Source organism: Nocardia sp. SSK8, from assembly GCF_037034205.1.
Taxonomy (GTDB): Bacteria; Actinomycetota; Actinomycetes; order Mycobacteriales; family Mycobacteriaceae; genus Nocardia.
This window is the reverse complement of record NZ_JBAGKD010000001.1, coordinates 35,841-61,484: the sequence shown is the minus strand read 5'-3', so window position 1 is coordinate 61,484 and position 25,644 is coordinate 35,841. Positions and strand designations below refer to the sequence as shown.

At 70.8% G+C, this 25,644-nt stretch carries 29 protein-coding genes; 17 read left to right on the top strand and 12 right to left on the bottom strand.

Translation table 11 applies throughout. The features are described 5' to 3' along the window. Positions 1-9: 9 nt before the first annotated feature. Genes WA675_RS00305 through WA675_RS00290 form a run of 4 tightly spaced genes read left to right on the top strand, consistent with a single transcriptional unit; the run spans position 10 to position 3,039 of the window. On the top strand, positions 10-1,245 hold the full coding sequence (locus WA675_RS00305; RefSeq protein WP_336080908.1) for an Rv3212 family protein: 1,236 nt from the start codon (positions 10-12) through the stop codon (positions 1,243-1,245). Between the two features lie 21 nt (positions 1,246-1,266). Next, complete coding sequence (locus tag WA675_RS00300; protein WP_336080906.1) at positions 1,267-1,884, top strand: acid phosphatase; 618 nt, start codon at positions 1,267-1,269, stop codon at positions 1,882-1,884. Continuing rightward, positions 1,881-2,360 (top strand): GNAT family N-acetyltransferase, encoded by a 480-nt coding sequence (locus WA675_RS00295; protein ID WP_336080904.1) that lies wholly within the window; start codon positions 1,881-1,883, stop codon positions 2,358-2,360. Before WA675_RS00300 ends, WA675_RS00295 begins: the two co-directional genes overlap by 4 nt. 1 nt (position 2,361) lies before the next feature. Then, entirely contained in the window at positions 2,362-3,039 is a 678-nt protein-coding gene (locus WA675_RS00290; protein WP_336080903.1) for an endonuclease V, read from the top strand. On the opposite strand, the gene WA675_RS00285 is transcribed toward WA675_RS00290, so the two are convergent. Beyond that, positions 3,040-3,495: a hypothetical protein gene (locus tag WA675_RS00285; RefSeq protein ID WP_336081817.1), complete on the bottom strand. Its 456-nt coding sequence runs from the start codon at positions 3,493-3,495 to the stop codon at positions 3,040-3,042. Positions 3,496-3,691: 196 nt separating this feature from the next. On the opposite strand from WA675_RS00285, the gene WA675_RS00280 reads away from it, so the two are divergent. Together WA675_RS00280 and WA675_RS00275 are read left to right on the top strand one after the other, a co-directional pair. Then, positions 3,692-4,636 (top strand): diacylglycerol/lipid kinase family protein, encoded by a 945-nt coding sequence (locus WA675_RS00280; protein ID WP_336080901.1) that lies wholly within the window; start codon positions 3,692-3,694, stop codon positions 4,634-4,636. Between the two features lie 252 nt (positions 4,637-4,888). After that, a complete protein-coding gene (locus WA675_RS00275; RefSeq protein ID WP_022567051.1) occupies positions 4,889-5,143 on the top strand; it encodes a WhiB family transcriptional regulator in 255 nt (84 codons plus the stop codon). A 102-nt stretch (positions 5,144-5,245) separates the two neighbouring features. On the opposite strand, the gene WA675_RS00270 is transcribed toward WA675_RS00275, so the two are convergent. Next, entirely contained in the window at positions 5,246-6,760 is a 1,515-nt protein-coding gene (locus WA675_RS00270) for a sensor histidine kinase (protein ID WP_336080898.1), read from the bottom strand. 30 nt (positions 6,761-6,790) lie between these two features. Continuing rightward, positions 6,791-7,006 carry a biotin/lipoyl-binding carrier protein gene (locus WA675_RS00265; RefSeq protein ID WP_278263399.1) on the bottom strand — a complete coding sequence of 72 codons (216 nt, stop codon included), beginning with the start codon at positions 7,004-7,006 and terminating at the stop codon, positions 6,791-6,793. A 146-nt stretch (positions 7,007-7,152) separates the two neighbouring features. Between WA675_RS00265 and WA675_RS27355 the strand changes: the two genes are divergently transcribed. Then, on the top strand, positions 7,153-7,227 hold the full coding sequence (locus WA675_RS27355; RefSeq protein ID WP_022597109.1) for a 50S ribosomal protein bL37: 75 nt from the start codon (positions 7,153-7,155) through the stop codon (positions 7,225-7,227). Between the two features lie 66 nt (positions 7,228-7,293). Here the strand turns inward: WA675_RS27355 and rsrA are convergent, their stop codons facing one another. Together rsrA and WA675_RS00255 are read right to left on the bottom strand one after the other, a co-directional pair. Continuing rightward, a complete protein-coding gene (rsrA, locus tag WA675_RS00260; RefSeq protein WP_336081815.1) occupies positions 7,294-7,557 on the bottom strand; it encodes a mycothiol system anti-sigma-R factor in 264 nt (87 codons plus the stop codon). 11 nt (positions 7,558-7,568) lie between these two features. After that, positions 7,569-8,192, bottom strand: coding sequence for a sigma-70 family RNA polymerase sigma factor (locus WA675_RS00255; RefSeq protein WP_336080896.1), 624 nt, complete (start codon positions 8,190-8,192; stop codon positions 7,569-7,571). Between the two features lie 228 nt (positions 8,193-8,420). Between WA675_RS00255 and ybaK the strand changes: the two genes are divergently transcribed. The 6 genes from ybaK (at position 8,421) to WA675_RS00225 (ending at position 13,373) form a co-directional block, all read left to right on the top strand. Further along, positions 8,421-8,912, top strand: a complete 492-nt coding sequence (gene ybaK, locus WA675_RS00250) for a Cys-tRNA(Pro) deacylase (RefSeq protein ID WP_336080894.1) — start codon at positions 8,421-8,423, stop codon at positions 8,910-8,912. 88 nt (positions 8,913-9,000) lie between these two features. Next, on the top strand, positions 9,001-9,312 hold the full coding sequence (locus WA675_RS00245; RefSeq protein ID WP_336080892.1) for a hypothetical protein: 312 nt from the start codon (positions 9,001-9,003) through the stop codon (positions 9,310-9,312). A 184-nt stretch (positions 9,313-9,496) separates the two neighbouring features. Further along, positions 9,497-10,447 (top strand): FecCD family ABC transporter permease, encoded by a 951-nt coding sequence (locus tag WA675_RS00240; RefSeq protein WP_336080890.1) that lies wholly within the window; start codon positions 9,497-9,499, stop codon positions 10,445-10,447. Further along, the gene (locus WA675_RS00235; RefSeq protein WP_336080889.1) at positions 10,441-11,529 is read left to right on the top strand and encodes a FecCD family ABC transporter permease; all 1,089 of its coding nucleotides are present in this window, start codon (positions 10,441-10,443) and stop codon (positions 11,527-11,529) included. The genes WA675_RS00240 and WA675_RS00235 overlap by 7 nt, the downstream gene beginning before the upstream one ends. Beyond that, complete coding sequence (locus WA675_RS00230; RefSeq protein WP_336080887.1) at positions 11,526-12,350, top strand: ABC transporter ATP-binding protein; 825 nt, start codon at positions 11,526-11,528, stop codon at positions 12,348-12,350. The genes WA675_RS00235 and WA675_RS00230 overlap by 4 nt, the downstream gene beginning before the upstream one ends. Before the next feature lie 39 nt (positions 12,351-12,389). After that, entirely contained in the window at positions 12,390-13,373 is a 984-nt protein-coding gene (locus tag WA675_RS00225; RefSeq protein WP_336080885.1) for an ABC transporter substrate-binding protein, read from the top strand. On the opposite strand, the gene entS is transcribed toward WA675_RS00225, so the two are convergent. Beyond that, complete coding sequence (gene entS, locus WA675_RS00220; RefSeq protein WP_336080883.1) at positions 13,357-14,613, bottom strand: enterobactin transporter EntS; 1,257 nt, start codon at positions 14,611-14,613, stop codon at positions 13,357-13,359. The two genes, WA675_RS00225 and entS, sit on opposite strands and share 17 nt — an antisense overlap. 118 nt (positions 14,614-14,731) lie before the next feature. Further along, positions 14,732-15,517: an SOS response-associated peptidase gene (locus WA675_RS00215; protein WP_336080882.1), complete on the bottom strand. Its 786-nt coding sequence runs from the start codon at positions 15,515-15,517 to the stop codon at positions 14,732-14,734. A 93-nt stretch (positions 15,518-15,610) separates the two neighbouring features. Here WA675_RS00215 and aroA point away from each other — a divergent pair, with 93 nt between their 5' ends. Continuing rightward, positions 15,611-16,921, top strand: coding sequence for a 3-phosphoshikimate 1-carboxyvinyltransferase (gene aroA, locus WA675_RS00210; protein WP_336080880.1), 1,311 nt, complete (start codon positions 15,611-15,613; stop codon positions 16,919-16,921). Beyond that, positions 16,918-17,919, top strand: a complete 1,002-nt coding sequence (gene rsgA / locus WA675_RS00205) for a ribosome small subunit-dependent GTPase A (protein ID WP_336081814.1) — start codon at positions 16,918-16,920, stop codon at positions 17,917-17,919. The genes aroA and rsgA overlap by 4 nt, the downstream gene beginning before the upstream one ends. Positions 17,920-17,946: 27 nt before the next feature. Here rsgA and WA675_RS00200 read toward each other — a convergent pair whose 3' ends face one another. Next, positions 17,947-18,816: an Ig-like domain-containing protein gene (locus WA675_RS00200; protein WP_336080878.1), complete on the bottom strand. Its 870-nt coding sequence runs from the start codon at positions 18,814-18,816 to the stop codon at positions 17,947-17,949. 194 nt (positions 18,817-19,010) lie between these two features. On the opposite strand from WA675_RS00200, the gene WA675_RS00195 reads away from it, so the two are divergent. Next, entirely contained in the window at positions 19,011-19,328 is a 318-nt protein-coding gene (locus WA675_RS00195) for a hypothetical protein (RefSeq protein ID WP_336080876.1), read from the top strand. Here the strand turns inward: WA675_RS00195 and WA675_RS00190 are convergent. The 3 genes from WA675_RS00190 to WA675_RS00180 form a co-directional block, all read right to left on the bottom strand. Then, positions 19,325-20,278 carry a DUF3320 domain-containing protein gene (locus WA675_RS00190; RefSeq protein WP_336080875.1) on the bottom strand — a complete coding sequence of 318 codons (954 nt, stop codon included), beginning with the start codon at positions 20,276-20,278 and terminating at the stop codon, positions 19,325-19,327. The two genes, WA675_RS00195 and WA675_RS00190, sit on opposite strands and share 4 nt — an antisense overlap. Positions 20,279-20,520: 242 nt before the next feature. After that, complete coding sequence (locus WA675_RS00185) at positions 20,521-22,056, bottom strand: serine/threonine-protein kinase (protein WP_336080873.1); 1,536 nt, start codon at positions 22,054-22,056, stop codon at positions 20,521-20,523. A gap of 134 nt (positions 22,057-22,190) precedes the next feature. Next, a complete protein-coding gene (locus WA675_RS00180) occupies positions 22,191-24,119 on the bottom strand; it encodes an N-6 DNA methylase (RefSeq protein WP_336080871.1) in 1,929 nt (642 codons plus the stop codon). 290 nt (positions 24,120-24,409) lie between these two features. Between WA675_RS00180 and WA675_RS00175 the strand changes: the two genes are divergently transcribed. Next, entirely contained in the window at positions 24,410-24,991 is a 582-nt protein-coding gene (locus tag WA675_RS00175) for a DUF4352 domain-containing protein (RefSeq protein ID WP_336080870.1), read from the top strand. A 257-nt stretch (positions 24,992-25,248) separates the two neighbouring features. Here WA675_RS00175 and WA675_RS00170 read toward each other — a convergent pair whose 3' ends face one another. Further along, positions 25,249-25,584 carry an ArsR/SmtB family transcription factor gene (locus tag WA675_RS00170; RefSeq protein ID WP_336080869.1) on the bottom strand — a complete coding sequence of 112 codons (336 nt, stop codon included), beginning with the start codon at positions 25,582-25,584 and terminating at the stop codon, positions 25,249-25,251. Positions 25,585-25,644: the final 60 nt, after the last annotated feature.

Sequence of the window (25,644 nt, the reverse complement as noted above, 5' to 3'; positions counted from 1 at the left end):
CTCCCTTGCGTGCTCGCACCTGAGCGGCGGACGCGCGCCGATATCTTTGCCGCAGTAGCGATCGCCGTCACCGTTGTGGTGGCGGCGATCGTGGTATGGGCCAGGGCCGATGCCACCGGGACCGATTCCGTGGTCGCCACGGCCGCCGCGCCGTCGGTCACCGCCGCGACCACGCTGCCCACGGGGCTGCGGGAGTTGTGGCACGCGGCCGACGGTTCCAGCAGCCGGGCACTGGTGTCCGGGAACGTGGCGGTCACCGGTGACGACGGGACCGTGAGCGGGCGTGATCCGCGCACCGGTGAGCAGCTGTGGTGGTATCGCCGGGATATGCCGTTGTGCGCGGTGCAGTCGCAGTACGGCGCGGTCATCGCCACCTATCGGGACCAGCGCGGCTGCAGTCAGAGCGTGATGCTCGAGGCCGATACCGGGCAGCGGCGGGTGGCGCGCAGCAGCTACATGGACGACGCGATCCGGGTCACCGGGGACGGCACCTATCTGCTCGCGCTGGGCCCCGAGCGGCTGGAGATGTGGCGTTCGGATCTGGTCCGCACGCTCGAATACGGCTATGTCGACGCCCCGGTGAACCCCGACACCCAGCCCCGCACCGGCTGCGCGCTACATTCGGCGGCGTCGAGCTCCTCGCGGCTGGCGGTGCTCGAGCGCTGCCCGGGTGACACCACCGAGCGGCTGACCGTGCTCAATCCGGCGCCCAAGGAGGCGACCGATCCCGAGGAGTACGGCTCGCACGTACTCACCGCGCCCGGCGCCGAGTCGCCCGAGGTGCGGGTGGTCGCGGTGTCGGACAACAAGGTCGCGGTGTACTACCCGCCGACCGAACCCACCGCCACCGGCCTGGGTCTGCCCGCGCGGCTGGTCGTGCACGACGGCAACGGCAACGAGCTCGCCACCTATCCGCTGGCGGCCCCGTGGACCGACCAGACCACGCTCACCCGGATCGGTTCGGCCGTCTACGTTTTCACCGGCGACAGCCTGATCGCCTTGCACACCAGCACCTTACAGCCGGTGTGGACGGTTCCCGACGCGCTCGGCACGCCCGCGCTGATGGCGGGCAGGCTGCTGGTCCCGGTGCCCGACGCGGTGCTCGCCGTGGATGCCGGTGACGGGTCAACGGTCGAGCGGATCGCGGTCCAGCGCAGCGATTACACCGGCGGCACCATCACCTCCGCGGTGCTCGGCCAGACCGTGTTCGAGCGACGCGACGGGGTGCTCTACGCGCTCGGCTGAGCCATCGCCCATGATGGACCCATGTCCGTACCCGAGGCCCGACTTGTCCTGCTGCGCCACGGCGAAACCACCTGGTCGCGTCAGCGACGGCACACCAGCCGCACCGATCTGCCGCTGACCCCCGCGGGCGAGGCCCAGGCCCGCGCGGCCGCGCCGGTCCTGAAATCCCTCGACCTGCGCGATCCGCTGGTGTTCACCAGCCCACGGCTGCGCGCCCGGCAGACCGCCGAACTGGCCGGGCTCGCCCCCGCGCGCATCGACGACGACCTGGTCGAATGGGACTACGGCGAGTACGAGGGCATCACCACCGCACAGATCCGCGAGAGCGTCCCCGGCTGGACGGTGTGGACCCATCCGGTCCCCGGCGGCGAGACCGCCGAGCAGGTGGGCGCCCGGGCCGACCGGGCGCTGAGCCGGGCCGAACCGATCCTGGCCGAACGCGATGTGGTGTTCGTCGGGCACGGGCACTTCTCCCGGGTACTGATCGCGCGCTGGGCGGAGTTCCCGGTGCGCGAGGGCCGCCGCTTCGCGCTGTCCACCGGCGCGCTGAGCGTGCTCGGCTTCGACCACGACGCCCGCAGCATCTGGGGGCACAATCTCACCGCCCGCACCGAACCGCTCGAGGAGGGCACCCGATGAGCGTGCGCCGCGCTACCCCGGCCGATGTGGCCGCCCTGGTCGACCTCGTGCACGAACTGGCCGCCTACGAGAAGGCGCCCGAGCAGTGCACGCTCACCACCGAGCAGCTGCACACCGCACTGTTCGGCCCGAGTCCCGCGCTGTTCGCCCATGTCGCCGAGCACGAGGGCGCCGTGGTGGGCTGCGCGATCTGGTTCCTGAACTACTCCACCTGGGACGGCGTGCACGGGATCTACCTGGAGGACCTGTACGTGCGGCCGGGGCTGCGCGGCAGCGGGCTGGGCCGCGCGCTGGTGGCGGCGCTGGCCGCCGAGGCGGTGCGCCGCGGCTACAGCCGCGTCTCCTGGTCGGTGCTCACCTGGAACACCCCCTCGATCGCCTTCTACGAGACGCTCGGCGCGGCCGCGCAGGACGAGTGGATCGGCTACCGCCTGGCCGGGCCGGAACTGGCCGCGCTGGCGGCGACGGCGGACTGAGATGCGGATCGAGACCCCGGACGCGTGGCCCCGCACCGCCGAGGAGGCCGTCGCCCTGCAGGACGCCCTGCGCCCGCTGGTGCGCGCGGAGAATCCGGCGCCACCGCAATTCCGCACCGCCGCCGGAATTGATTCGGCCTATCACGAAGACGGCACCGTCGCGACCGCTGCCGTCATTGTCGATACGGCCACGATGGAAACGGTGGAATCGGCCGTCGCGCACGGAATTTCGACATTTCCGTATGTGCCGGGGCTACTCGCCTTCCGGGAACTCCCGGCCACCGTCGCGGCACTGGAATTGCTCGCGGCGACTCCGGATCTGCTCGTCTGCGATGCCCAGGGAATCGCGCATCCGCGCCGGTTCGGGCTGGCCTGTCATATCGGGTTGCTGACCGGGCTCCCGACCATCGGTGTGGCCAAATCGGTGTGGGGCGATTACCCCGAACCGGGCCCGCGCCGCGGCGACGCCACCGAGGTCACCCTCGACGGGGAGATCGTCGGGCGCGCGCTGCGCACCAGGGACGGGGTGAAACCGCTGTTCGTCTCGGTCGGCCATCTCATCGATCTCGACACCGCGTGCGCGCAGGTCCTGGCTCTCACGCAGGGCTTCCGGCAGCCCGAGACCACCCGCCGGGCCGATCACCTGTGCCGTCAGGCACTGCGGGCGGCCACGGCCTGATCAGGCGCGGTGCTCGTCCTCGTCGGGGAGCTCGCCGTAATCGAGGGCCATGAACCGGCTGGTCGCGGGCGCGAACAGGCACCCGAGGGTGGCCAGCACCAGGATCGCCAGCAGGCTGCCCCACAGCGGCTGATGCGAGTCGGTCAGCAACGACCACGCGACCGGCAACAGCAGCACCTGCGCGATGACCGCGATGGCCCGCCCCCAGCGCTTGCCACGCAGCAACCCGATGCCCGCGGCCAGCACGCCACCGAACAGCACCGCGAACCACATCGCGGTCCCGATGCCGCTGGCGACCGACTGGTCGTGCCCGGTCGCCGCCCGCACGATCAGCACGATCGCGGTGCCGACCCCGGCCAGCCCCTCGAAGGTGACCAACGCGCCCGCCGCCCGCACGGTCGCCGGAATCCCGCCACCCACCTGACGGTCGTCCTGCTGCTCATCACCCTTGGTCATATCCGGCTCAGCCACCCGCTCAGACTACGACCCTCGCAACCCCGCACCCCCGACCCCTAGGGAGGGGCCGTTCGCGGCCCGGCCCGCCGCTCAGGTGCCGCGGCGTAGGCGACGAAGGAGCAAGCCGCGGCGCCTGAGCGGCGGGCCCCCAGGGGGCCGCGAACACGCCGCGCCGCAGGCGCGGCAAAATGACACAGTGCGGACGCTGCTCATCGTCAATCCGAATGCCACTTCCACCACTCCCGCGACGCGTGATCTGCTCGCGCACGCGCTGGAGAGCCGGACCCAGCTGACGGTTGCGCACACCCAGCATCGCGGCCACGCGGCCGAATTGGCCCAGTGGGCATCCACCCAGGAAATGGACCTGATCGTCGTGCACGGAGGCGATGGGACGGTCAACGAGACCATCAACGGGTTCCTGCCGCTGCCCCAGGTGGACGACGACCAGGTGTGGCGGCCGCGGCTGGGCGTCATCCCGGGCGGCTCGGCCAATGTGTTCGCCCGCGCGCTGGGCATCTCCCCCGATCCGGTGACGGCCACCAACCAGCTGATCGACCTGCTCGGCCGCGACGCCGACCGGCGCATCGGGCTCGGCCTGGCCGACGACCGCTGGTTCACCTTCAGCGCGGGCGTCGGGCTCGACGCCGATGTCTGCGAGGCGATCGACGCCGCCCGCGCCAAGGGCCGCAAGGCCACGCCCGCGCGCTATCTGCGGACCACCGTGCGCCAGTTCTTCCGCGCCCGGCGCCGCGACCCGGAACTCGTCGTCTCCGCGCCCGGCCACGATCCGGTCGAGCAGGTGCATTACGCCTTTGTCACGAATTCGAGTCCGTGGACCTATCTCGAGGACAAGCCGGTCCGTACCAATCCCGCAACAACCTTCGAATCCGGGCTCGGAGTGTTCGCCATGCGATCGATGAGTGTGACCCGCACCCTGCTGCTTGCCCGGCAGTTGCTGGCCGAGAACGGAAACCCCCAGTCGCCCGCGCTCTTTCGGGCCGACGACGTGCCGTCGGTGCGCGTCGAGACCGCCACCGAGATCGGCCTGCAAATCGATGGCGACTACATCGGAAAACGCAAGATGGTGCATTTCACATCGGTACCCGGGGTACTGGATGTGGTTGCTCCCAAGCCCCGTTGAGCTTCGAGCGCGGAGAAAAATCTCCCGGTTGCGCTGCGAAAACCAGAACACGCGAGTACAAAGGACCGGGCAGGTTCCCCTCGCGGGTCCGCTAGAGCGTGATCTCCCCCACGGTGCGCCGGACACCTATTGACATCTACGGTGTTCGTGAAAGCATTCACAAGCAACCGTGCGGAAACATTCGAGTCGCACAAGTGAACGATCCACTAACCAGAGGTGCCCTTTGGGGTGCCCGCGCAAAGGAGCAGAGGAATGGACTGGCGCCACAAGGCCATCTGTCGCGATGAGGACCCCGAGCTGTTCTTCCCGGTGGGTAACAGTGGTCCTGCGCTCGCGCAGATTGCCGATGCCAAGCTGGTCTGCGCCCGCTGCCCCGTCACCGCCGATTGCCTGTCGTGGGCCCTGAAGTCCGGGCAGGATGCCGGCGTGTGGGGTGGAATGAGCGAAGACGAGCGTCGCGCGCTCAAGCGGCGTAACGCGCGCACCCGTACGCGCACCTCCGTCTAGTCGACGAGGAGGCGTTGCCGGGCCATCCAGCCTCGGCCCGGTAACGCATGTGAGAACCCGGCACCTCGCGGTGCCGGGTTTATTGTTGCCCTACAGCGGTTTTCAGCGCGCGGACCGGCGCCCCAGCGGCACCCGCAACACCGCGTCGGTCCCCACCTCGGCACCGGGATGCAGCCCGATCGAGCCACCCAGTTCCGAGGTCACCAGCGTGCGCACGATCTGCAGCCCCAGCCGGTCGGAACTCTCCAGGCTGAAGCCCGCGGGCAGGCCGCGGCCGTCGTCGCTGATGATCACGTCGAGCCAGCGCGCCGAGCGCTCGGAGCGAATCGTCACGGTGCCGTTCTGGCCAGGGTCGAAGGCGTGCTCGATCGCGTTCTGCACCAGCTCCGTCAGCACCATCACCAGCGGCGTGGCCCGTTCGGCGGAGAACACCCCGAGCGAGCCCGCGCGGCGCACCTTGATCCGCGCGGTGTGCACGGTGGCCACATCGGCCATGATCGGCAGCAACCGGTCGACCACCTCGTCGAGATCGACCTCTTCGTCCACCGACATCGACAGCATCTCGTGCACCGAGGCGATGGAGGTGACCCGGCGCACCGATTCCGTCAGTGCCACTTGGGCTTCCGGGTTCTCGGTGCGGCGCGCCTGCAGGCGTAGCAGCGCCGCCACGGTCTGCAGATTGTTCTTCACCCGGTGGTGGATCTCGCGGATGGTGGCGTCCTTGCTGAGCAGCGCGCGGTCGCGCCGCTTCACCTCGGTGACGTCGCGCACCAGCACCGCGGGCCCGGCCAGCTCGCCGCCGGGGCGCATCACCAGCGTGCGCAGCAGCACCGTCGCGCCGCGGGCCTCGACCTCCATCCGCCTGCCGGTGCGCCCGGCCAGCGCGGCCTGGATATCGGCGACGACCTCCTGCGCGTCGAACGGATCGGTGATCAGCGAGCGGGTGGTGACAGCCAGGTCCTGGCCGACCAGATCGGCCTGCATGCCCATCCGGTGATAGGCCGACAGCGCGTTGGGGCTGGCGTAGACCACGATGCCGTCGGTGTCGAGCCGGATGAAACCGTCGCCCGCGCGCGGGCTGGAATGCGTGGCCGCGCGATCCTCCGGGGTGGGGAAACTGCCGTCGGCGATCATCCGGCACAGGTCGTCGGCGCAGGAGACGTAGGCCGTCTCCAGGGTGCTGCGCACCCGCGAGCGCTGCAGGTCCGAGTCGCGGCTGAGCACCGCGATCACGTCCTCCCCGCAGCGCACCGGAATGGCCTCCCGCACCGCGTGCATCGGACTGGGGTGATAGACCCCGCTCACCTCGACCTCGGTGTCGGTGCGCACCGGCTCACCGGCGAGCAGCGCGTCGAACACCTGCGGGAAATCGGTGCGCGAGGCGGTGGTGCCCACCTTGTCGTCGAGATGGACGGTGGGCGCCGTCGTCGGACGGATCTGGGCGACACACACGACGTCGGCGCCCTCGGCGACCGGTCCCGCCCCGACCCAGAGCAGCAGATCCGAGAACGAGAGGTCGGCGAGCAACTGCCAATCGCCCACCACCCGTTGCAGATGGTCCACGGCCATGCCGGGAAGGTCGGTGTGTTCGGCCAGGAGCTCGCTCAGTGTTGCCACGGGGATCTACCGCTTGTTCCCTCTCCGGTGCTAGGCGATCGTGGCGATCAGGTCGCCCGCCTGTAGCACCTGGCCCGGCGCGACGTCGACCGAGGTGATGTCGCCCTCGATCTCGGTGAGCACCGGGATCTCCATCTTCATCGACTCGAGCAGCACCAGCGTCTGGTCGACCTGGACATGCTCACCCACCGCCACCTCGACAGCGAGCACGGTCGAGACCATCTCCGCGCGCACTTCTTCAGGCATGACACCCCGTTCGTTAGTCGTTCGGCCACCGCGAGAGGCGATGGCCGTATCCGCCGAAGCTACAGCCAATCACACATGAAACAATGGCTGTCGATCAGATTGTGCTCCGCGCTCCGGCGGGGAGGACCCACAGAAGGGAGCTACCGATGGGTAAGCGTGGACGTAAGAAGCGCAGCCGTAAGGGCAACGCAGCCAACCACGGCAAGCGGCCCAACGCCTGAGCTTGGTTCGGATACGGAAAAGGGGCACCCGATGGGTGCCCCTTTTCCGTGTCTGTGCCGGGGGTGTCAGCCCTCGGTGGTCTCGATCCTGGTGACCGTGATCGAGCGGTGGATCTCCAGCTTCAGCCGGTCGCGCAGCCCCTCGGGGGCGTGCTCACCACCGCATTTGCGGCTGAGCAGGCCCTTGATCTTCTCCTCGATGCCGTAGGCCTCGATGCACGGACTGCAGTGGTCCATGTGCTGCTGCAGGCGCTCCCGGGTGGCCTGATCGCATTCGCCGTCGAGCATGAGCCACACATCGGCGAGTACCGCGGTGCAGTCCATCTCCATATCGGGGTCGCTCACTTCGTAACCTCCTGGCGTTCCCCACGGTCGAATCCCCGTTCGCGCGCCACATCGGCGAGCAAACTCTTGAGTTGCTTGCGGCCGCGGTGCAGCCGGGACATCACGGTACCGATCGGGGTGCCCATGATGTCGGCGATTTCCTTATACGGGAAGCCCTCGACGTCGGCGTAGTACACCGCCATCCGGAACTCTTCGGGCAGCTGCTGCAGCGCGGCCTTGATCTCGTCGTCGGGCAGCGCGTCCAGGGCCTCCACCTCGGCCGAGCGCAGGCCCGTCGAGGAGTGTTCGGCGGTGGCCGCGAGCTGCCAGTCGGTGATCTCGTCGGTCGGGTACTGCGCGGGCTGACGCTGCTTCTTGCGATAGGAGTTGATGTAGGTGTTGGTCAGGATGCGGTACAGCCAGGCCCGCAGGTTGGTGCCCTCCTTGAAGGACTTGAACCCCTGGAATGCCTTGACGTATGTCTCCTGCACCAGGTCCTCGGCGTCGGCCGGGTTCCTGGTCATCCGCAGGGCGGCACCGTAGAGCTGGTCCAGCATCGGGAGCGCGTCGCGCTCGAACCGCGCCGCCAGCTCGGCTTCGTCGACTTCTGCGCCGGACTCCACGTCGTCGTCGCTCGTCACACCAATCCCTTCGATCGCCGTAGTAGGCAAATCTACCGGCTCGGCGGAATCGGACGGCAATCGCGCACCCCGCACGGCGCTGGGACGCTCCTCGAGCAGCACTGTCACTATCTCTCCTTCGCGTCGCTCGGCGGGTGGGCTCGTTCACCCGACTACAACAGGCACCCCCGCGCCGGTGTTCCCGTTCGGCGGCGAAATCTGGTTGCGTGCGCCACTAGGGTGACGAACATGGCAGCCGCGTCCACGCCCGCGATCAAGGCCCTCACCAGCGCGGGCATCGCGCACCGGGTCCACTCCTACGCCCACGACCCGCGCGCGGCGTCCTACGGCGAGGAGGCCGTGGACGCCCTGGGTACCGCGCTGGGCGTGCGTCCGGAGCAGATCTTCAAGACGCTGGTGATCGAGCTGTCCACCGGCGCGCTCGCGGTGGCGGTGCTGCCGGTGCCCGCCAAGCTGGCGCTCAAGGCGGCCGCGGCGGCGCTGGGCGCGCCGAAGGCGGCGATGGCCGACAAGACCAAGGCCGAGCGCACCACCGGCTATGTGCTGGGCGGGGTCTCGCCGCTGGGTCAGCGCAAGACGCTGCCGACGGTGCTCGACGAGTCCGCGCTGGGCTGGGATCGGGTGCTGTGCAGCGCGGGCAGGCGCGGGCTCGAAATCGAGCTGGCCCCGGCGGATCTGGTGCGCGCGAGCGGCGCGGTCACCGCCGCGATCACCGGCTAGCCATCCGGTCGGGGGTCTCGTTCCGAATGCCTCGCGACGCATTCCGCGCCCGGTACGACCGATTCGACCCGAGGATGTGATGCGAGAGATGTCCACTCGTTCGACGATCGCCACCCTGTCCGGTGCCCTGGTCCTCACGTTCGGCGCCGTCGCCTTCGCGGCACCGGCCACCGCGATCCCGCCGGTGGCCCCGTCCGCGCCGACCGAGCCGGGCGACTACCCGCTCAACGGGCAAGGCACCCCGAAGAACTCACCGCAGGCCGCCCCGGAACAGAACGAACAGGCCGACAAGGCCGAGAAGCTCGGCGGCGGCGTCGCCACCGAACTCCTCGACCTGGCCACCGGCATCATCAAGTGCGGCTTGAACATCGCCACCGACTCGGTGCCCTGCCCCCTCTGACTCCCCCGCGCGGCTCCGCCACCGCCAGTTAATCTGAGGCTAAACTAACTGCGAGCGGTGGCAGCAGCGTTCTCGGCCACCAGACCGGAGCGTTGCGAAGCGAGGATCCATCGCTGTGTCCCGAGCCACCCAGACCGCACCGCGGACCACGCTGTCCCGGTCCGGTGCGCTCATACTGCTGGTAGTGCTCCTGATCGCGCTGCTGGCGGGTGGACTGTTCGTGGGCAGTGGCGATTTCACCGTGCACGAGGCGTGGTCGGCGCTGTTCAACGAGGGCGGCCCGACCACGCTGGGTGTCATCCGGGAGCAGCGAATCCCCCGCACCCTGCTGGCCGCGCTGGTCGGCGCCGCGCTCGGCGTGGCCGGGGCGGTGATGCAGGGCCTCACCCGCAATCCGCTGGCCGACCCCGGCATCCTGGGCGTGAACTCCGGCGCGTACTTCGCCATGGTGCTCGGCTCGGTCATGGTGGGGGCCGCGGGCACCGACTACCTCTGGTGGGCGCTGGGCGGGGCGTTCGCCGCCTCGGTGCTGGTCTACTTCGTGGGTTCGCGCGGGGTCGGCGGGGCCAGCCCGGCCAAGCTGGTGCTCACCGGCGTGGCCATCGCCTCGATGCTGAGCGGACTCGCCTTCGCGCTCACCATGATCCATCCGCGCACCTTCGACGCCATCCGCGGCCTACTCATCGGGACCCTCGACGGGCGTGGCTGGCCGCAGCTCTCGGCCACCTGGCCGCTGGTGCTGCTCGGGCTGGCCGGGGCGGTGGCGCTGGCCGGGTATCTCAACGCGCTGGCCCTCGGTGACGATCGCGCCAACGCGCTCGGGGTGCCGGTGACAGCGGTGCGCGCGGCCGGGTTCGTGGTGGTCACCGTGCTGTGCGGCGCGGCCACCGCGGCGATCGGGCCGATCACCTTCGTCGGGCTGATGGTGCCGCACGCGGTGCGGATGGTGGTCGGCCCGGACCATCGCTGGATGATCCCGCTGTGCCTGGTGGTCGGGCCGATCGTGCTGGTCGGCTCGGATCTGCTGGCTCGCGTCGCGACCGCGAGCGAACTGCCGGTCGGCATGGTGACGGCCTTTCTCGGCGCGCCCGTGCTGATCTGGCTGGCCCGCGAGGAGAAGGGCTCGCAATGGTGACCACCGCGAGCACGCCGACCCGGGCCCGCTGGCCGAGCCGGGTGCGTTTCGTGCGGGTGCCCCGGCTCGGGCTGAGCCTGCGGGTGGACCTGACGGCGGCGCTGATCACCGTGGTGCTGGTGCTGGTCACGGCCGTGGTGGGGGTCTGGTCGCTGGGCGCGAGTACCACCCGCGCGCCCGGGCTGGGGTTCGTCGAGGTGCTGCGGGTGCTCACCGGGCAGGTCTCCGGCGCCCCGGCCAATCATGTCGCCACCTGGCTGCCCGTGGTGGTCACCGCGATTCTCGGCGGGGCCTCGCTGGCGCTGTCGGGCGCGATCTTCCAGACCATCACCCGCAATCCGCTGGGCAGCCCGGACATCATCGGCTTCACCACCGGCGCCAATACCGGCGCGCTGGTGGCCATGCTGGTGCTCGGGCTCGGCTCGGGCGGGGCGACGATCGGCGCGCTGCTCGGCTGTCTGGCGACCGCGCTGGTGGTGTATTTCCTCGGCATGCGCGGCGGGACCGGCAACTACCGGTTCATCATCGTCGGCATCGGCGTCTCGGCGATGCTGCTGTCGTTCAACGGCTATCTGATCGCCACCTCGGACGTGCAGAACGCCGGGGTCGCGGCGGCCTGGGGCATGGGCAATCTGCGCAATCTCACAATGACCGACACCGTCCCGGTCTTCGTCACGCTGGCGGTGCTGGTGCCCGCGCTGATCGTGGTGGCGCCGCGGATGCGGATGTTCGAGCTGGGCACCGATTCGGCGGCGAGCAAGGGCGTCGACACCGCCCGCACCCAGGTGCTGCTGCTGGTGATCGGCGTGGGTTTCGCCGCGGCCACCACCGCCATCGCCGGGCCGATCGCCTTCGTCGCGCTGGTCGCCCCGCAGGTGGCGGCGCGGATCACGCCCAGCGCGGGGATTCCGCTGGTCACCTCGGCGGCGGTCGGGGCGACGCTGCTGGTCTCCAGCGAGGCGGTGGCCCGCACGGTCCTCGCGCCGGAGACCCAGCTGCCGGTCGGGGTGGTCACCACCTCGCTGGGTGGGCTGTATCTGCTGTTCCTCCTGCTCGCCCAGTCCCGAAAGGCACGACCGTGACCAGCGAAACGACGATCGGCGACGGGCGGCTCACCGGCAGCGGGCTGCGGGTGGGCTATGGCGATCGCACCGTGATCGCCGATCTGGACGTGGTGGTGCCGGACGGGTCGTTCACCGTCATCGTGGGGCCCAACGCGTGTGGCAAGTCGACGCTGCTGCGCACCTTGTCGCGGCTGCTGCGGCCCGAGCACGGCACGGTCCTGCTCGACGGGCGCGCGGTCGCCGGGTACGGCGGCAAGGAGTTCGCCCGGGAGGTGGGCCTGCTGCCGCAGCAGTCGATCGCGCCGGAGGGCATCACCATCATCGATCTGGTCTCGCGCGGGCGGTTCCCGTATCAGACGATGTTCCGGCAGTGGACCGACGCCGATCAGCACGCGGTCGACTTCGCCTTGCAGGTCACCCGGCTCACCGAGCTGTCCACCCGGCGAGTGGAGGCGCTCTCGGGTGGGCAGCGGCAGCGGGTGTGGATCGCGATGGCGCTGGCCCAGGAGACGCCGATCCTGCTGCTCGACGAGCCGACCACCTATCTGGATCTCGGGCACCAGATCGAGGTGCTCGAGCTGTGCACCGAACTCAATCGCCGGGGCACCACGTTGGTGGCGGTGCTGCACGATCTCAATCAGGCCGCCCGCTACGCCTCGCACATCATCGCCATGCGCGCCGGGGAGATCATCGCCGTCGGCCCGCCGGGCGAGATCATCACCGCCGAGCTGGTCGACCAGGTCTTCGGCGTGTATTCGCAGGTCATCGACGATCCGCAGACCGGAACCCCGCTGGTGGTGCCACTGGCCCAGGGTGCGGTCCGGGTCGAGGAGACCTGAACCGTGCCTGCCGGGCACCCAACCGGGAAGAGGAGAACCATGTCGAGACGGCGTATCGGTGTGCTCGTTGCGGTGGTGGCGAGCATGCTCCTGGCTTCGACCGCGTGCGTGAAATCCGACAACGACACCCACGAGGTGTTCAACGATCCGGACGCCACGCCGGGGTTCACCCTGCCCGCGCAGCCACGGGTGGTCGCGCTGGGCTGGTCGGACGGCGCGGTCGCGGTGGAGCTGGGGGTGCCGCCGGTGGCCATCTACGACTGGATGAACTTCGGGCCCGACACCAAGGGCGTCGGCGAATGGGATGTGGCCGATTTCGGGAGCAGCACACCGGAACTACTGTCCTCGCAGAGCGCGGGCGAGTTCAATATGCAGCAGATCGAGGAGCTGAAGCCGGATCTGATCCTGAACGTGCGGGCCAAGAACGACGACGACATCACCACGAATCTGAGCAAGATCGCGCCGGTGGTCACCGCGCCCGAGGACACCGGCGACTACGCGGTGAACTGGCAGACCCAGGCCCGGCTCATCGGCGCCGCGCTGGGCAAGCGCGCCGAGGCGGACCGGCTGATCAGCGAGACCACGACCGCCCAGCAGACCGTGAAGGCCGGGCATCCGGAGTTCGACGGCAAGACCTTCGTCTACGCGGCCAAGTACGGCACCGCCTACGGCGCCTACCTGCCCGGCGACGCCCGCTTCGACTTCTTCGGTGAGCTCGGGTTCGTCCCCAATCCGCCGGTGACCCAGTTGCAGAGCTCGGGGTTCTTCGCGCAGGTACCGGTGGAGCGGGTCGGTGACCTGGACGCCCAGGCCGCGCTGTTCACCACCATCACCCTGCCGTTCACCGCGCTGGAGGACGACACCCTGATCAACTCGCTGGCCGTGGTGCGCGACGGGCGGTCGCTGATGCTGCCCGAGGCCGATCCGGCGATCCTGGCGCTGTCGGCGGGCACCCCGAAGTCGCTGGCCTTCGCGCTGGAACGGATCACCCCGCAGCTGGCGGCCATCACGGCCGCGCGCTGACCGCCGCCGCGCTGTGGTGCCCTCGCAGACCGCCGAGCAGGCACCACAGCAGCACGGTGAGCACACAGCCGCCCCCGCCGTAGACCAGGAAGACCGCGCGGGTGGGCACCGCCTCGGCCACCACCCCGGCGAGGACCGCGCCCAGCGAGAGCGCGATGGTCAGCTGGGCGGTCCACAGGCCCGAGACCCGGCCGCGGAACGCGTCGGGTGTCTCGGCCTGCACCACGGCGAAGCGGGTGATATCGCTGACCACCCGGCCCGCGCCGTGCGCGAGCAGCCCGGCGAACACCACCGCGGTGGTCCCGGCCAGCCCGGCGCCCAGGATGCCCGCCGCCGAGACGAAGGTGGCCACGAAGATCACCTGGCCGCCGCGGCGGATCGCGCCGGTCCAGCCCGAGGTGAGCGAACCCAGCACCGCGCCCACCGCGGGCGCGGCGAACAGCAGACCCACGGTGGCCTCCCCGCCGTGCAGCACCTCGTGCACATAGGCCGGGACGAGCACATTCCAGCCCGACAGCAGCATGGTGACGCACCCCGTCAGCAGCACCGCGCCGACGATCCGGTGACCGAGCACGAACCGGAACCCCGACAGCACCGCCCGCCACGGTGACTCGTCGTGCCCACGTTCGGCGATCATCCGGCCCAGCCGGGCGATGAGCACCGTGGTGATCAGGCTCGCGACGGCCGCCAGCCAGTAGTTGGCGGCGACATCGAGCCAGGCGATGAGCACCCCGGCCAGTGCGGGCGCGGCCATCGAGCCGAGGTCGGCGGTGAGCGCCATGAGCGCCGCGCCCGCGGCCAGTTTGTCGGCCGGGATCAGTCCGGGCATGGCCGCGACCAGCGCCGTTTCGGAGATGCCGCCGGTCAGCCCGTCGACGACGGCGCACAGCAGGATCACCCACAGCCGGGGTTCGGGCAGCATCGCGTTCACCGCGAGCACGGCGAATCCCAGGGTCGCCCCGGCGCGCGAGGCCACGATGACGGTGCGCCGGTCGAAGTGGTCGGCCGCGGTCCCGCCGATCAGCGTGCCGAGAAAGGCCGAGACCCCGATGACGGTCGCCACCGCCGCGACGGTCGCGGTGGACCCGGTGAGCTGATACACCTGGATCGGCAACGCCACCACCAGGAATCCGATGCCGAACACCGAGATCGTGCGGGCCACGAAGAGGGTGCGGAACGCCGGACTGGTCCGCAGCGGTTCGAGATCGATCGCGAAGCGGCGCGCGGTGAGCGGGCTCATCGGGCGAGGCGGCCGCCGTCGACGGTCATGGCAGCTCCTCTCGCTCCGGGCCCGGCGCGCGGGCGGCACCGGCGATCGAGGCTACCGGCGCGGTGCGGCCCGCATCGATGCGGTGCGGTCAGAACAGGGCGGGGTGCCCGCCGCCGTCGACGGACTCCGGGGCTAGCAGTTCGGGCCCGTTGTTGCGGACATTGTTGACCAGCGTGGAGACCGGGCGCGCCGTGATGGTCGCGACCTCGGCCGCCGACGGCGGCAGCAGCAGTTCGGCCGGGGCCGGGTGGTCGGGGTCGAGCCAGGCGTCCCAGTGTTCGCGGGGCATGGGCAGCGGCATGCGGTCGTGGATATCGGCTAGAGCGCCCACCGCGTCGGTGGTGAGGATCGTGCACGACAGCAGCGGGGTCGCGTCGGGCTGGTCGTGATCGCGCCACACCGACCACAGCCCGGCCATGTAGAGCGGCGAGCCGTCGGCGTGCGACATGTAGAAGGGGCGCTTGACCGCCTTGCCCTGCTCGGTCGGCGCGGGCTCGACCAGCCATTCGTACCAGCCGTCCATCGGCACCAGGCAGCGCCTGCGCTTGGCCGAATCGCGGAAGGAGGGCGCGGTGGTGGCCTTGTCGGCGCGGGCGTTGAACAGCGGTCTGCCCTTGGCGGGGACGCCCGGTTCGGCCGCCTTGGTCCAGGTCGGGATCAGTCCCCAGCGCATCTGGCGCAGGCGTAACCGGGGGTCGTCGTCGGGCTCCCCGTGCTCATGGCGCTCGACCACGGTCAGCACCTGGGTGGTGGGGGCGACGTTGTAGCTGACGCCCGCGTCGGGCTGCGCGGAGTCGAGGCCGGTCTCGTCGACGGCGTCGAGATCCGCGGCGAGCCGGGCCGGATTGGTGGTCGTCGCATATCGTCCACACATGACCCCATCTTGGCACCGGGGTCCGACAACCTCACGTGACGCAGCGCACGCGGGCACGCCGATTTGCCCACCACTGGTGTATCCGCGGCGCACATGAGAGAGGATGGGCGGGTGAGTTTCTGGCCTGCGCCCCATATCGAGGTCCCCGTCCACGCGACCGTGACCCTGCCCGGTTCGAAATCCATCACCAACCGCGCGCTGATCCTGGCCGCGCTCGCCGACGGGCCCTCCACCCTCACCGGCGCCCTGCGCAGCCGCGACACCGACCTGATGATCGCGGCCCTGCGCGCGCTGGGCACCGGGATCACCGGGGACGCCGAGACCCTCGAGGTCACCCCCGCTCCGCTGCGCAGCGCGGCCGTGGACTGCGGCCTGGCGGGCACCATCATGCGGTTCCTGCCGCCCGCCGCGGCCCTGGCCACCGGCGATGTCGCCTTCTTCGGTGACGAGCAGGCCCGCCACCGCCCGCTGTCCACCATCCTCGACGCGCTGCGCGCCCTCGGCCTCGATGTCGACGGCGACGCCCTGCCGTTCGTCGTGCACGGCACCGGCAGCCTGCGCGGCGGCACCGTCACCATCGACGCCTCCGGCTCCTCGCAGTTCGTCTCCGGTCTACTGCTCTCGGCGGCCCGCTTCGAGCAGGGCATCACCGTCCACCACGACGGCAAGCAGCTGCCCTCGATGCCGCACATCGAGATGACGGTGGAGATGCTGCGCCGCGCCGATGTGGCGGTGTCCACCCCGGCCGATTCGCGCAGCGCGCAGACCTGGACCGTCTCGCCCGGCCCGATCCGCGCGGTGGACTGGGAGATCGAGCCCGACCTGTCCAACGCCACCCCGTTCCTGGCCGCGGCCGCGGTGACCGGCGGCGAGGTGAGCGTGCCGATGTGGCCGCGCGGCACCACTCAGCCCGGTGACGTGATCCGCGAGATCCTGGTCCGGATGGGCGCCGAGGCGCGCGTGTTCGACAACGTCCTCACCGTGCGCGGCCCGGAGCGCCTGGCCGGGATCGACATCGACCTGCACGATGTCGGCGAGCTCACCCCCACCGTCGCCGCGCTGGCGGCGCTGGCCGATTCGCCGTCCTACCTGCGCGGCATCGCGCACCTGCGCGGCCACGAGACCGACCGGCTCGCCGCGCTGTCCACCGAGATCAACAAGCTCGGCGGCGATGTCACCGAGACCGAGGACGGCCTCGAGATCGTGCCCGCCCCGCTGCACGGCGGGCAGTGGCACTCCTACGCCGACCACCGGATGGCCACCGCGGGTGCGATTCTCGGCCTGCGCGTACCGGGCGTGGAGATCGAGGACATCGGCACCACCGCCAAGACCCTGCCGACCTTCGTGGCGCTGTGGGAGCAGATGCTGGCCCCCGCGTTATCGGGTGAGGGAGCGGTGCGCTGAGCCGCCGCGGCCGCAGCGCAGCCAGCTACGACGAATCCGATGTGCGGGTGCGTCCGGGCAAAGCCTCGCGCCCGCGCACCAAGACCCGCCCGCAGCACAGCGACGCCGAGTCCGCCATGGTGGTCTCGGTGGATCGCGGCCGCTGGGGCTGTGTGCTCGACGGGGACGCCGAGCGCCGCATCGTCGCCATGCGGGCCAGGGAACTGGGCCGCACCCCGATCGTGGTGGGCGATCAGGTCGATGTCGTCGGCGATCTGACCGGTAAGCCCGACACCCTGGCCCGGATCGTGCGGGTCGCCGACCGCCGGACCGTGTTGCGCCGCACCGCCGATGACACCGACCCGTTCGAGCGCATCGTGGTCGCCAATGCCGAACAGCTGTTCATCGTGGTGGCGCTGGCCGATCCCCCGCCGCGCACCGGTTTCGTGGAGCGGGCGATGGTCGCCGCGTACGCCGGTGGGCTGGAACCGATCTTGGTACTCACCAAGCGGGATCTGGTGGCGGAGTCCGCATTCGCCGCCGCCTTCGACGGTCTGGATCTGAAGATCATCTACGCGGGCATCGACGACCCGATCGAGCCGGTGCGCGAGATCCTCGACGACCGGCTCTCCGCGCTCATCGGGCACTCCGGGGTCGGCAAGTCGACGATGGTGAATCGTCTTGTGCCCGATGCCTATCGGGCCGTGGGCGAGGTGTCCGGCGTGGGCAAGGGCAAGCACACCTCCACCCAGTCGGTGGCGCTGCCGCTGCCCGACGGCGGCTGGGTGATCGACACCCCCGGCGTGCGCTCGTTCGGCCTGGCCCACATCACCCCCGACGACGTGATCGCCTCGTTCACCGACCTGGCCGACGCCATCGAGGACTGCCCGCGCGGCTGCACCCACCTGGGCCCGCCCGCGGACCCGGAGTGCGCGCTGGACCAGCTCCCCGGCACGGAACGTCGCGTCGCCGCGATCCGTCAGCTGCTCACCGCGCTGATCTCCAACGAGACCTGGTAGCAACCGGTTCCGTGCCGGGGCCCGCGGCTAGAAGCCGAACGAGCCGGTGCCGGTGCCGCCGCCGTCGCCCGGGTCGGGATCGGTGGGCAGCTCGGCCACGGTGACCACCTTGGTGGTCGAGGAACTGGCCACGCCGCTGCGGCCGGAGAAGGTCGCGCCGATCGTGTACGCGCCGGGCGCGCCGGGGGTCCAGACGATCGACGCCTTGCCGTTCGCGCCGACCGGGATGTCGCCGAGGACATTGTCGCCCGCCTTGAACTGCACGGTCCCGCCCGCCGCGGCCGGGGACACGCTCGCCTCGAGTGTCACCGCCTTGCCGACCTGGGCGCCGGTCACCTCGGTGATCGACGTGCTCGACACCGCGTCGCTGGAGACCGTGATGGCCGGGCCCTTGCCCTGGTAGGTGCCGTCACCGAGCGAGCCGCCGTAGTGCATGGAGGTCGGCAGCGGGGTGTCGCGGGCGCAGTTCACGCCGACGGTGTACTGGATCTCGAAGGTCTGCGACTTCGGCGAGATGTTCGGGTACACCGGGTATTTGGTGATGCCGAACTCGGCGCGGATCCAGTCCGAGGACGAGGTGTCGATCGCCACCGCGTCGCCCGACATCTTGGCCGAGCCCGGGACGGGGGTCAGGCAGGCGGGGTGCAGGTCCTTGATCGAGTAGATGTACTCGACCGGGATGCCGGTGCGCTCGAACTTGGTCGTCACCGTCACCGTGTCGCCGACGACGGGGTTGGTGTTCGACACCGTCCTGGTGAATTTGCTGTTGCCGTCGCTCCAGCTGATCGAACCGGGCGCGGCCGCCGCGGTCCCCGGCACCGCCGCCACCGCGAAGCCCGCCGCGACCGCGATCGCGGCCAGCGATCCGGCCGCACGCTGCACTGTTGTGTTCACCATCGTTGTCTCCAGATAGGTTCGGGCGCCCTCGACCACGTCGTCGAGGCGTCGATCCGCCCGAGGTGGCAGCAGTAGATCACGCGTGGGCACCCCGCCGGAGGGAATTCAGAAATGAGCATCGGTCAGATTGCGAATTCGACTCGCGTTCGCTCGCGTTCACGATGCGGACACCGCGCGCCGGTACCGTCATGCCCATGAAGCCACCGGCGATCGGTTATCTGCGCCGCGACATCTCGGGTGTCGCCCAATCCTGGGACGAAACGCAGATCCGTTCGCTAGCCGAGCGCATGGGCTACCGCTGTACCAAGACCGTGGTCTTCAGTGATCGCACCGCCGATCCGATCGGGAAGCTGCTCGATGTCGTCGCCAGTACCGGGGCCGCCGCCGTGGTCACCGCGGGCCTGGCCCACTTCGAGCAGGATCTGCCCGAGCGGCTGCTGGCCGTGTGCGACATCGTCACCGTCTCCCCCGAGGTCGTACACGCCCGCACCAGACCGGCTCTGCCCGCCTAACCCAGTGCGCGATAGCGGCCGTCGGGATCACGCGCCAGGCGGCCGCGGCGCACGGCCTGGGTGAGGCAGGCCTCGATCCGGTCCTCGGCCGCCCCGGTGCGGTCGTGGCCGAACTGGGTGAGGGTGGCCCAGACGATGTCGTCGAAACTGTGCCGATCCCGCTGCGCCACCTGGGTGATCGCGTTGACGATCTCCTCGGCGCAGATGGTCTCGATCGGCCGGGCGACGGTGGGCGGGGTGAACCGGAAGCCGCGCCACGTACCCGGATCCAGGTCCGAGGGCCAGGCGAACACCCCCAGCGAGGTGGCCCGCATCAGGTTCTCCGGCACCTCGCCGAGCACCCGGATCTGCTGTTTGTCCGAGGGCGCGCGCACCCCGAACCGCTGCGCGACCCGCGCCACCAGCACCGCCCGCTCGATCGGCCCCTCGATCGCGATGGTCTCGCGCACCGCCTCCCTGATCCGGACCGGGATGGTGGCGGCGCTGTCGCGATCGAGATCCGCCGGGGCACCGAGGATGCCGGTCGGCGCACTCGCGTACGGGATCCCGGAGGGCAGCCAGTGCTGGGCGCTGCGGGTCTGCCGCACCCAATCCGGGGTCTGCGCCACGGTTTCCGCGGCGAGCGGCGCCGGGGGTGGGGTGTAGGGGGCGTGCGGGATCGGGCGGGCCGGGGTAACCGGTGCCGGGGCGTCCTGCGGCCTGGGTGACGGGGCCGGGTGGGGGCCGTAGACGCGCCGTTTGCGCCGGTCGCCGACCGCGAGCTGCCAGATCGCCGTGCCCGCGATGCCGGTCCCGAACACGAAGAAGCCCACCGCCAACGTGATCTCGAACGTGTCGCTGTTGCCGATCCCGGAGAAGTACCCGACCACTCCCATCAGCACACAGAACAACCCCACCAGCAAGGCGACCAGCCAGCCGAGTTTGCCCATCCACTGCCGCACCGCACGCACTCCACTTCCGCGCGCCGCACCCACACGGCCGCACCGACGGCCGACGCACTCCCCCGTCGGCGATGCGAGGAGCTTACTCCGGCACCCCGACACTGTCCGTAGCCCGAACTATGCCCGGCACCTACCGATCCCGACCCGTCAGCACGCCGCATCCAGCCGCCGCCACTTCCCCTTCGGCCCTGGGATCAGCGCCGCGGAGTCAGCGTGCCCTCCTCGGCCGCCGGTGGGCGAGCCGATCGGGGTCAGTGGCGGAGTTCGGCGGCCAGTTCTTCGACGCGGCGGCGGACGGGGTCGTCGGCGGGGCGGAGCATCGCGAGGTCGGTGCGGAGTTGGGTCAGGAAGCGTTCGGCGCGGGTGTGGTCGCCGGTGGCGGGGAGCCATTCGGCGATGGCCAGGCGCAGGCGGAGGCCGTCTTCGGCGGTTTCGGCGTCGGTGCCGCGGATTTCGCCGAAGAGGCGATACAGCTCGTCGACGGCGGCGGAGGCGGTGAGTTCGCCGAGGACGGCGCGGCAGCCGATGGCGGCGACGCGGGCGCGGCGCAGGCGCGGGCTCTTCGGGCCGCCGACGCGCAGTTCGATGGCTTCCACCCGCTCCCATTCGGTCAGGGCACGGCGCTGTTCCCCGCTCTGCGCTAGCGCGAGGGCGATATCGCGGTGCAGGTCACCGGCTTCGGTGCCGTCGGGGCCGTAGCGGCGGGCTACCTCCTCGACCACGGCGAGCAGGGCCTGGGCGGCCTGGGCGTACCGGCCGAGGGCGCACAGTTCGCGATAGCGGGCGGCGGCGTCGCCGAGGGAGCCCGCCTCGGTCACGGCCTGGCGGGCGGCCGGGCGGGCGGGGACCGGGGGCGCGGATTCGAGGTCGGCGGGGGGATTCGGGGAGCGGTAGATGCGGGTGGGGTCCGGCTGGCCGGGCGGGAGGATGGGGGCGGGGGCGCCGGGTCGAGGCAGGTACGGCAGCAGCCGCCGGTAGACGTCCTGGGCGGTGACTGGCCGGTCGGACGGGTTCTTGGCGAGCAGGCCGAGGACGAGTTCCTCGAGCGCGGCGGGCACCTCGGGACGCAGGGTGCGCAGCGGGGTGGGCGTGTCGGTGAGGTGGCGGTTGTAGGCGTCGAAGTCCGAGCGTGCCTCGAACACCTTTCGCCCACTGCACATCTCGTGCAGGATGCAGCCCAGCGCGTACAGGTCGGCGCGCGGCCCGACCTCCTGCCCGTTCACCAGCTCCGGTGACATGTACGCCGCCGTGCCGAGTACCGAGCCGGTGCGGGTGATGCGGCTGGTGCTCCCGTCGAGCAGCGCGGCGATCCCGAAATCGATCACCTTCACCACCCCGTCGCGGGTGAGCAGCACATTCGCCGGTTTGAGATCGCGGTGTACCACCGGCAGCGCGTGCGCGTAGGACAGCACCGTCGCGAGCTGCGCGCCGATCGCGACCGCGACCTCCACCGGCAGGGCGGCGGCCCCGGCGAGGTAGTCGCGCAAGGTCGTCCCGTCGATGTGCTCGAGCACCAGATACACGCTGTCGGCCTGCGCGTCGAGCACCGCGTCATAGACCTGCGGCACCCCGTGGTGCCGGATGCGCGCGGTCACCCTGGCCTCGCGCCGGAACCGCGCCACGAACTCCGCGGCCAGATCGTCCCGGGACGCGAACTGCCGCACCGCGATCCGCTTCACCGCCACCGCCCGGTCCAGCACGGTGTCGTACCCGAGCAGCACCTGCCCCATCCCCCCGGCCCCGAGAGCCCCGGTGATCTCGTACCGACCGTCGATGATCTCGCGCACCCAGCAACCCCCGGACCGACGCCTCCTACGGACCAGAGCACGATACTGCCTCCCACCCCCGAAACCACCGGTAAGCCGCGCGCACCACACCGGCTCGCCCACCCAACCGGGTGAGACCGGTGGCAGCGGCGAGGTCAGTCCCGGGGTGGCTCCAGCGCGGCGGCGGTGAGGCCGGTGGCGATGAGGTCGGCGGCGGAGCGGGCGGCCTCGGCGGTGACGCGGGCGGTGACGCGGAGTTGGTGGAGACGGCGGAAGGCGGCGCCGTAGTGCTGCTGGTCGGCGAGCGGGAGCAGGGGGATGCGGAGGCGGGCGGGGTCGAGGCGGATGGTGGTGGTGCCGTAGGTGGCGGCGGCATTGTCGGGGCTGCCGATGAAACCGGCGAAGAACCAGGGGTCGACGCGGTCGGGGTCGGTGCGGAAGACGAGCACGCCGGGGCCGGGGACGGCGCCGATATCGGCGTCCTCGGCGACGCGGGCGCCCTGGGCGGCGCCGTGGTCGTCGCGCAGGCGCGAGACCAGCACGTCACCGGCTTCGATCGGTTCACCGGCCGGGGCGCCGGGGGTGGTGAGGCCGGAGGGTGGACGGCTGTCGAGCAGGTCGTGGCCGGTGAGGATGGGGCGTGGCGCGGCGTCGGCGGGGGCGTCGGCGGCGCCGGTGACGATGCGCACCGCCTTGCCCGCGATCAGATTGCCCACGGCCACGTGCCGCCACGCCGTGCCGGGCGCGGGCGTCCAGTCGCGCACCGCGTCGGCGACCTCGTGCAGCGCGGTCAGGTTCGCGCCGAGCAGCTCGATGGCGGTGTGCGCCGCGGCGGAGGCACTGCCCGGATCGACGGCGGCGCGCACCTGACGGGCGGGCGTCAGGTCGACATCGTCGTCGAGCAGATCCATCACCCGGACCACGGCGGTCACCTCGGCCACGGTCGCGCCGGTCGCGTCACCGGCGTCGTAGGCCCGCCACGCCTCGACCACGGTGTCGGCGAGGACCTGCCAATTCGACTGGTCGCCACCGGGATTCGGCAGCCGGGTGGTGTCGGCGAACAGCAGCGTATCGATGACCTGACCCGGTTCCGGCCTGCGCAACACCCACAGTTGCAGACCCACCTGACGCGGCGTCGAGGCACCCGGCGGCAGCGCGATCACCGCGCGCAGGGCCCCGCCGCGCAGGAGTTCCATGCGGATCCGCCGCCCCGAGGACCGCGCCGCCACGGCGGGCGGCAACAGCAGCACCGCGGTCCCGCCCGGACGCAGATGCGCGAGCGCGTGCTGAACCCAGGCCAGCTCGGACTCCCCGCGCGGGGGCACCGAGTACACCCAGCGTGGGTCCAGAGCCAGCTCGTCCGCACCCCAATCCCGTTGCGTGTAGGGCGGATTGGCGAGGACACCGTCGACCTCGAGGTCGGGGAAGGCGTCGGCGAGCAGCGCGTCACCCGCGCGGATATCGGCGGTGGCCCGCGGCGCCAGCGTGCCGAGCAGCGCGGCGGCACGGGCGGCCTGCACGGGCAGGATGTCCTGGCCCGCCAGCCGGGTGGCGCCGGTCCGGGCGGCCTCGAGCAGCAGCGTGCCGCCACCGCAGGACGGGTCGAGGACCGACGCGGGCGTCCCGGTGACGGCGAGCAGGTCGGCCATCAGCGCGGCCACCGGTTGATCGGTGGGATACACACCGGTACTGGGCCCGTCGAGTCCGCGTTCGGCCAGCACCGACAACGTCTGCCGCACCCCGACCTCCTCGATCGCGGCCCGCACGGCCTCGCGCACGGCATCGCCCGCCGGACCGCCGGGATCGGCGACGAAGCTCATCAGCGCGGCGACCTCCTCGGGCGCGACCTCGGCGCGCAGCAGGGTGCGCAGCCGCTGCACCGGCGAGTCGGCGGCGGTTACCCCGTGCCCGCGCAACCACTGCTGCACCTCGGCGAGGTCGAACAGCGGCCGGGATTCCGAGCCGCCCGGGACGGGGGCGGGGAAGTCGGCGTGCCTGCGCCGCCAGTTGCTGACGGTCGCGCGGGTGACACCGGCCAGCCGGGAGATCTCGGCGGCGGCGACGGTGGGCGTCGAGTCTGGCATGCGTCTCCTCGGGTCGAGGTCGAACTCTACACACCTTCATTGACTTCCCCTCGACACCAGTACACATGTTTTCACTATTCACAATGAAAACATTGTTGTTCTGTTGCGTTCTCGTTGTGGGCGGTGTAGCGTCCTTCTCAACGGCGCGCCAACCACCGGGAAGCGCCTTCAACAGCACCGAAAGATGCTGCTAGCCAACCTCTTTCGCTGTCAGTTCCGTCATCGAGCACCCGCATTCGACGGCCCACAGCGGCCGCGATGAGCCGTGCCCGCGTCCAAGGAGAAATGTCATGACCAACCCCCAGTACCCCGCCGCCCCGCAGCAGCCCTACTACCCGCAGCCCCCGCGCAAGCGGAAGGTCTGGCCGTGGGTGCTGGGCGGCTTCGTCCTGGCCGTGCTCGTCCTGTTCGGCGGATGCGCCGCGCTGATCGGCAGTGCCGCCGAGGAGGTCGCCGAGAACGAGGCGAGCCGGGCCTCGGCCGCCCCCGCGGGCACCGAGGTCCGCGACGGCAAGTTCGGCTTCACGGTCACCAAGGTGGACCCGCCGGTCACCACGGTCGGCGACAACCAGTTCCTGCAGAAGACCGCCCAGGGCGAGTTCATCCTGGTCTACGTCGACGTCGTCAACACCTCGTCCGAGGCCCAGCACTACTTCGGCTCCAACCAGAAGCTGATCGACGACCAGGGCCGCGAGTTCGCCAACGACACCACCGCCGAGATCAATGTCAACGACCAGCTCTCCGCCGAGATCAACCCCGGCAACAAGATCTCCATGGTCCTGGTCTTCGACGTCCCGCCGGGCACCGTCCCCGCCGCCGTGGAATTCCACGACTCCGCCTTCTCCAACGGCGTACGCGTCGCCCTGAAGTAGCCCGAACGACCGTGCGGCCCAGCGATCCACGCCGGGCCGCACACCGGCAGCTACGCCGAGCTGGCGATCATCGTTCCGGTGATCGGCATCGTCCTGGCCACGATCCAGGGCCGGATGAACCCAGGCCCTCGACGAGCCCGACGATGGCAAGCGCCTGCGTCAGCTGTCGATGCTGGCCCGGATCTACAACCTCCTGTGGACCGCCGTGGTGGTGCTGATGATCGTGCGGCCCGGATCCGTTTGAACCGCGGCGCTGTTCAGGCGTGCCGGGCGCCGATGGTGTGCAGGATCTCGTGGATGATCGGGTCGGTCAGCCGGTTGGTCACCGTGCGGCCCGCGCGGGTGGAGGTGACACAGCCCTCCTGACGCAGCACCCGCAGCGCCTGGGAGATGGCGTTCTCGTTGCGTCCGAGCGCGGCGGCCAGTTCGCCCACGCTGATGCCCGGCGCCCGGTGCAGGCACAGCAGGATCTCCAGGCGGCTGGGATCGGAGAGCAGGTCGAAACGCTGCGCCCAGGCCCGGATCTCGACGTCACCGATCGCCCGGCGGCCGAGTTCGACCGGCGATCCGTCCAGCGTGCGTGGCTCTCCCATGGCGAGGTTCAGTGTAACTCCCCTATCATCTGTCCATCTGTTCAGATAAACAGGAGTTGG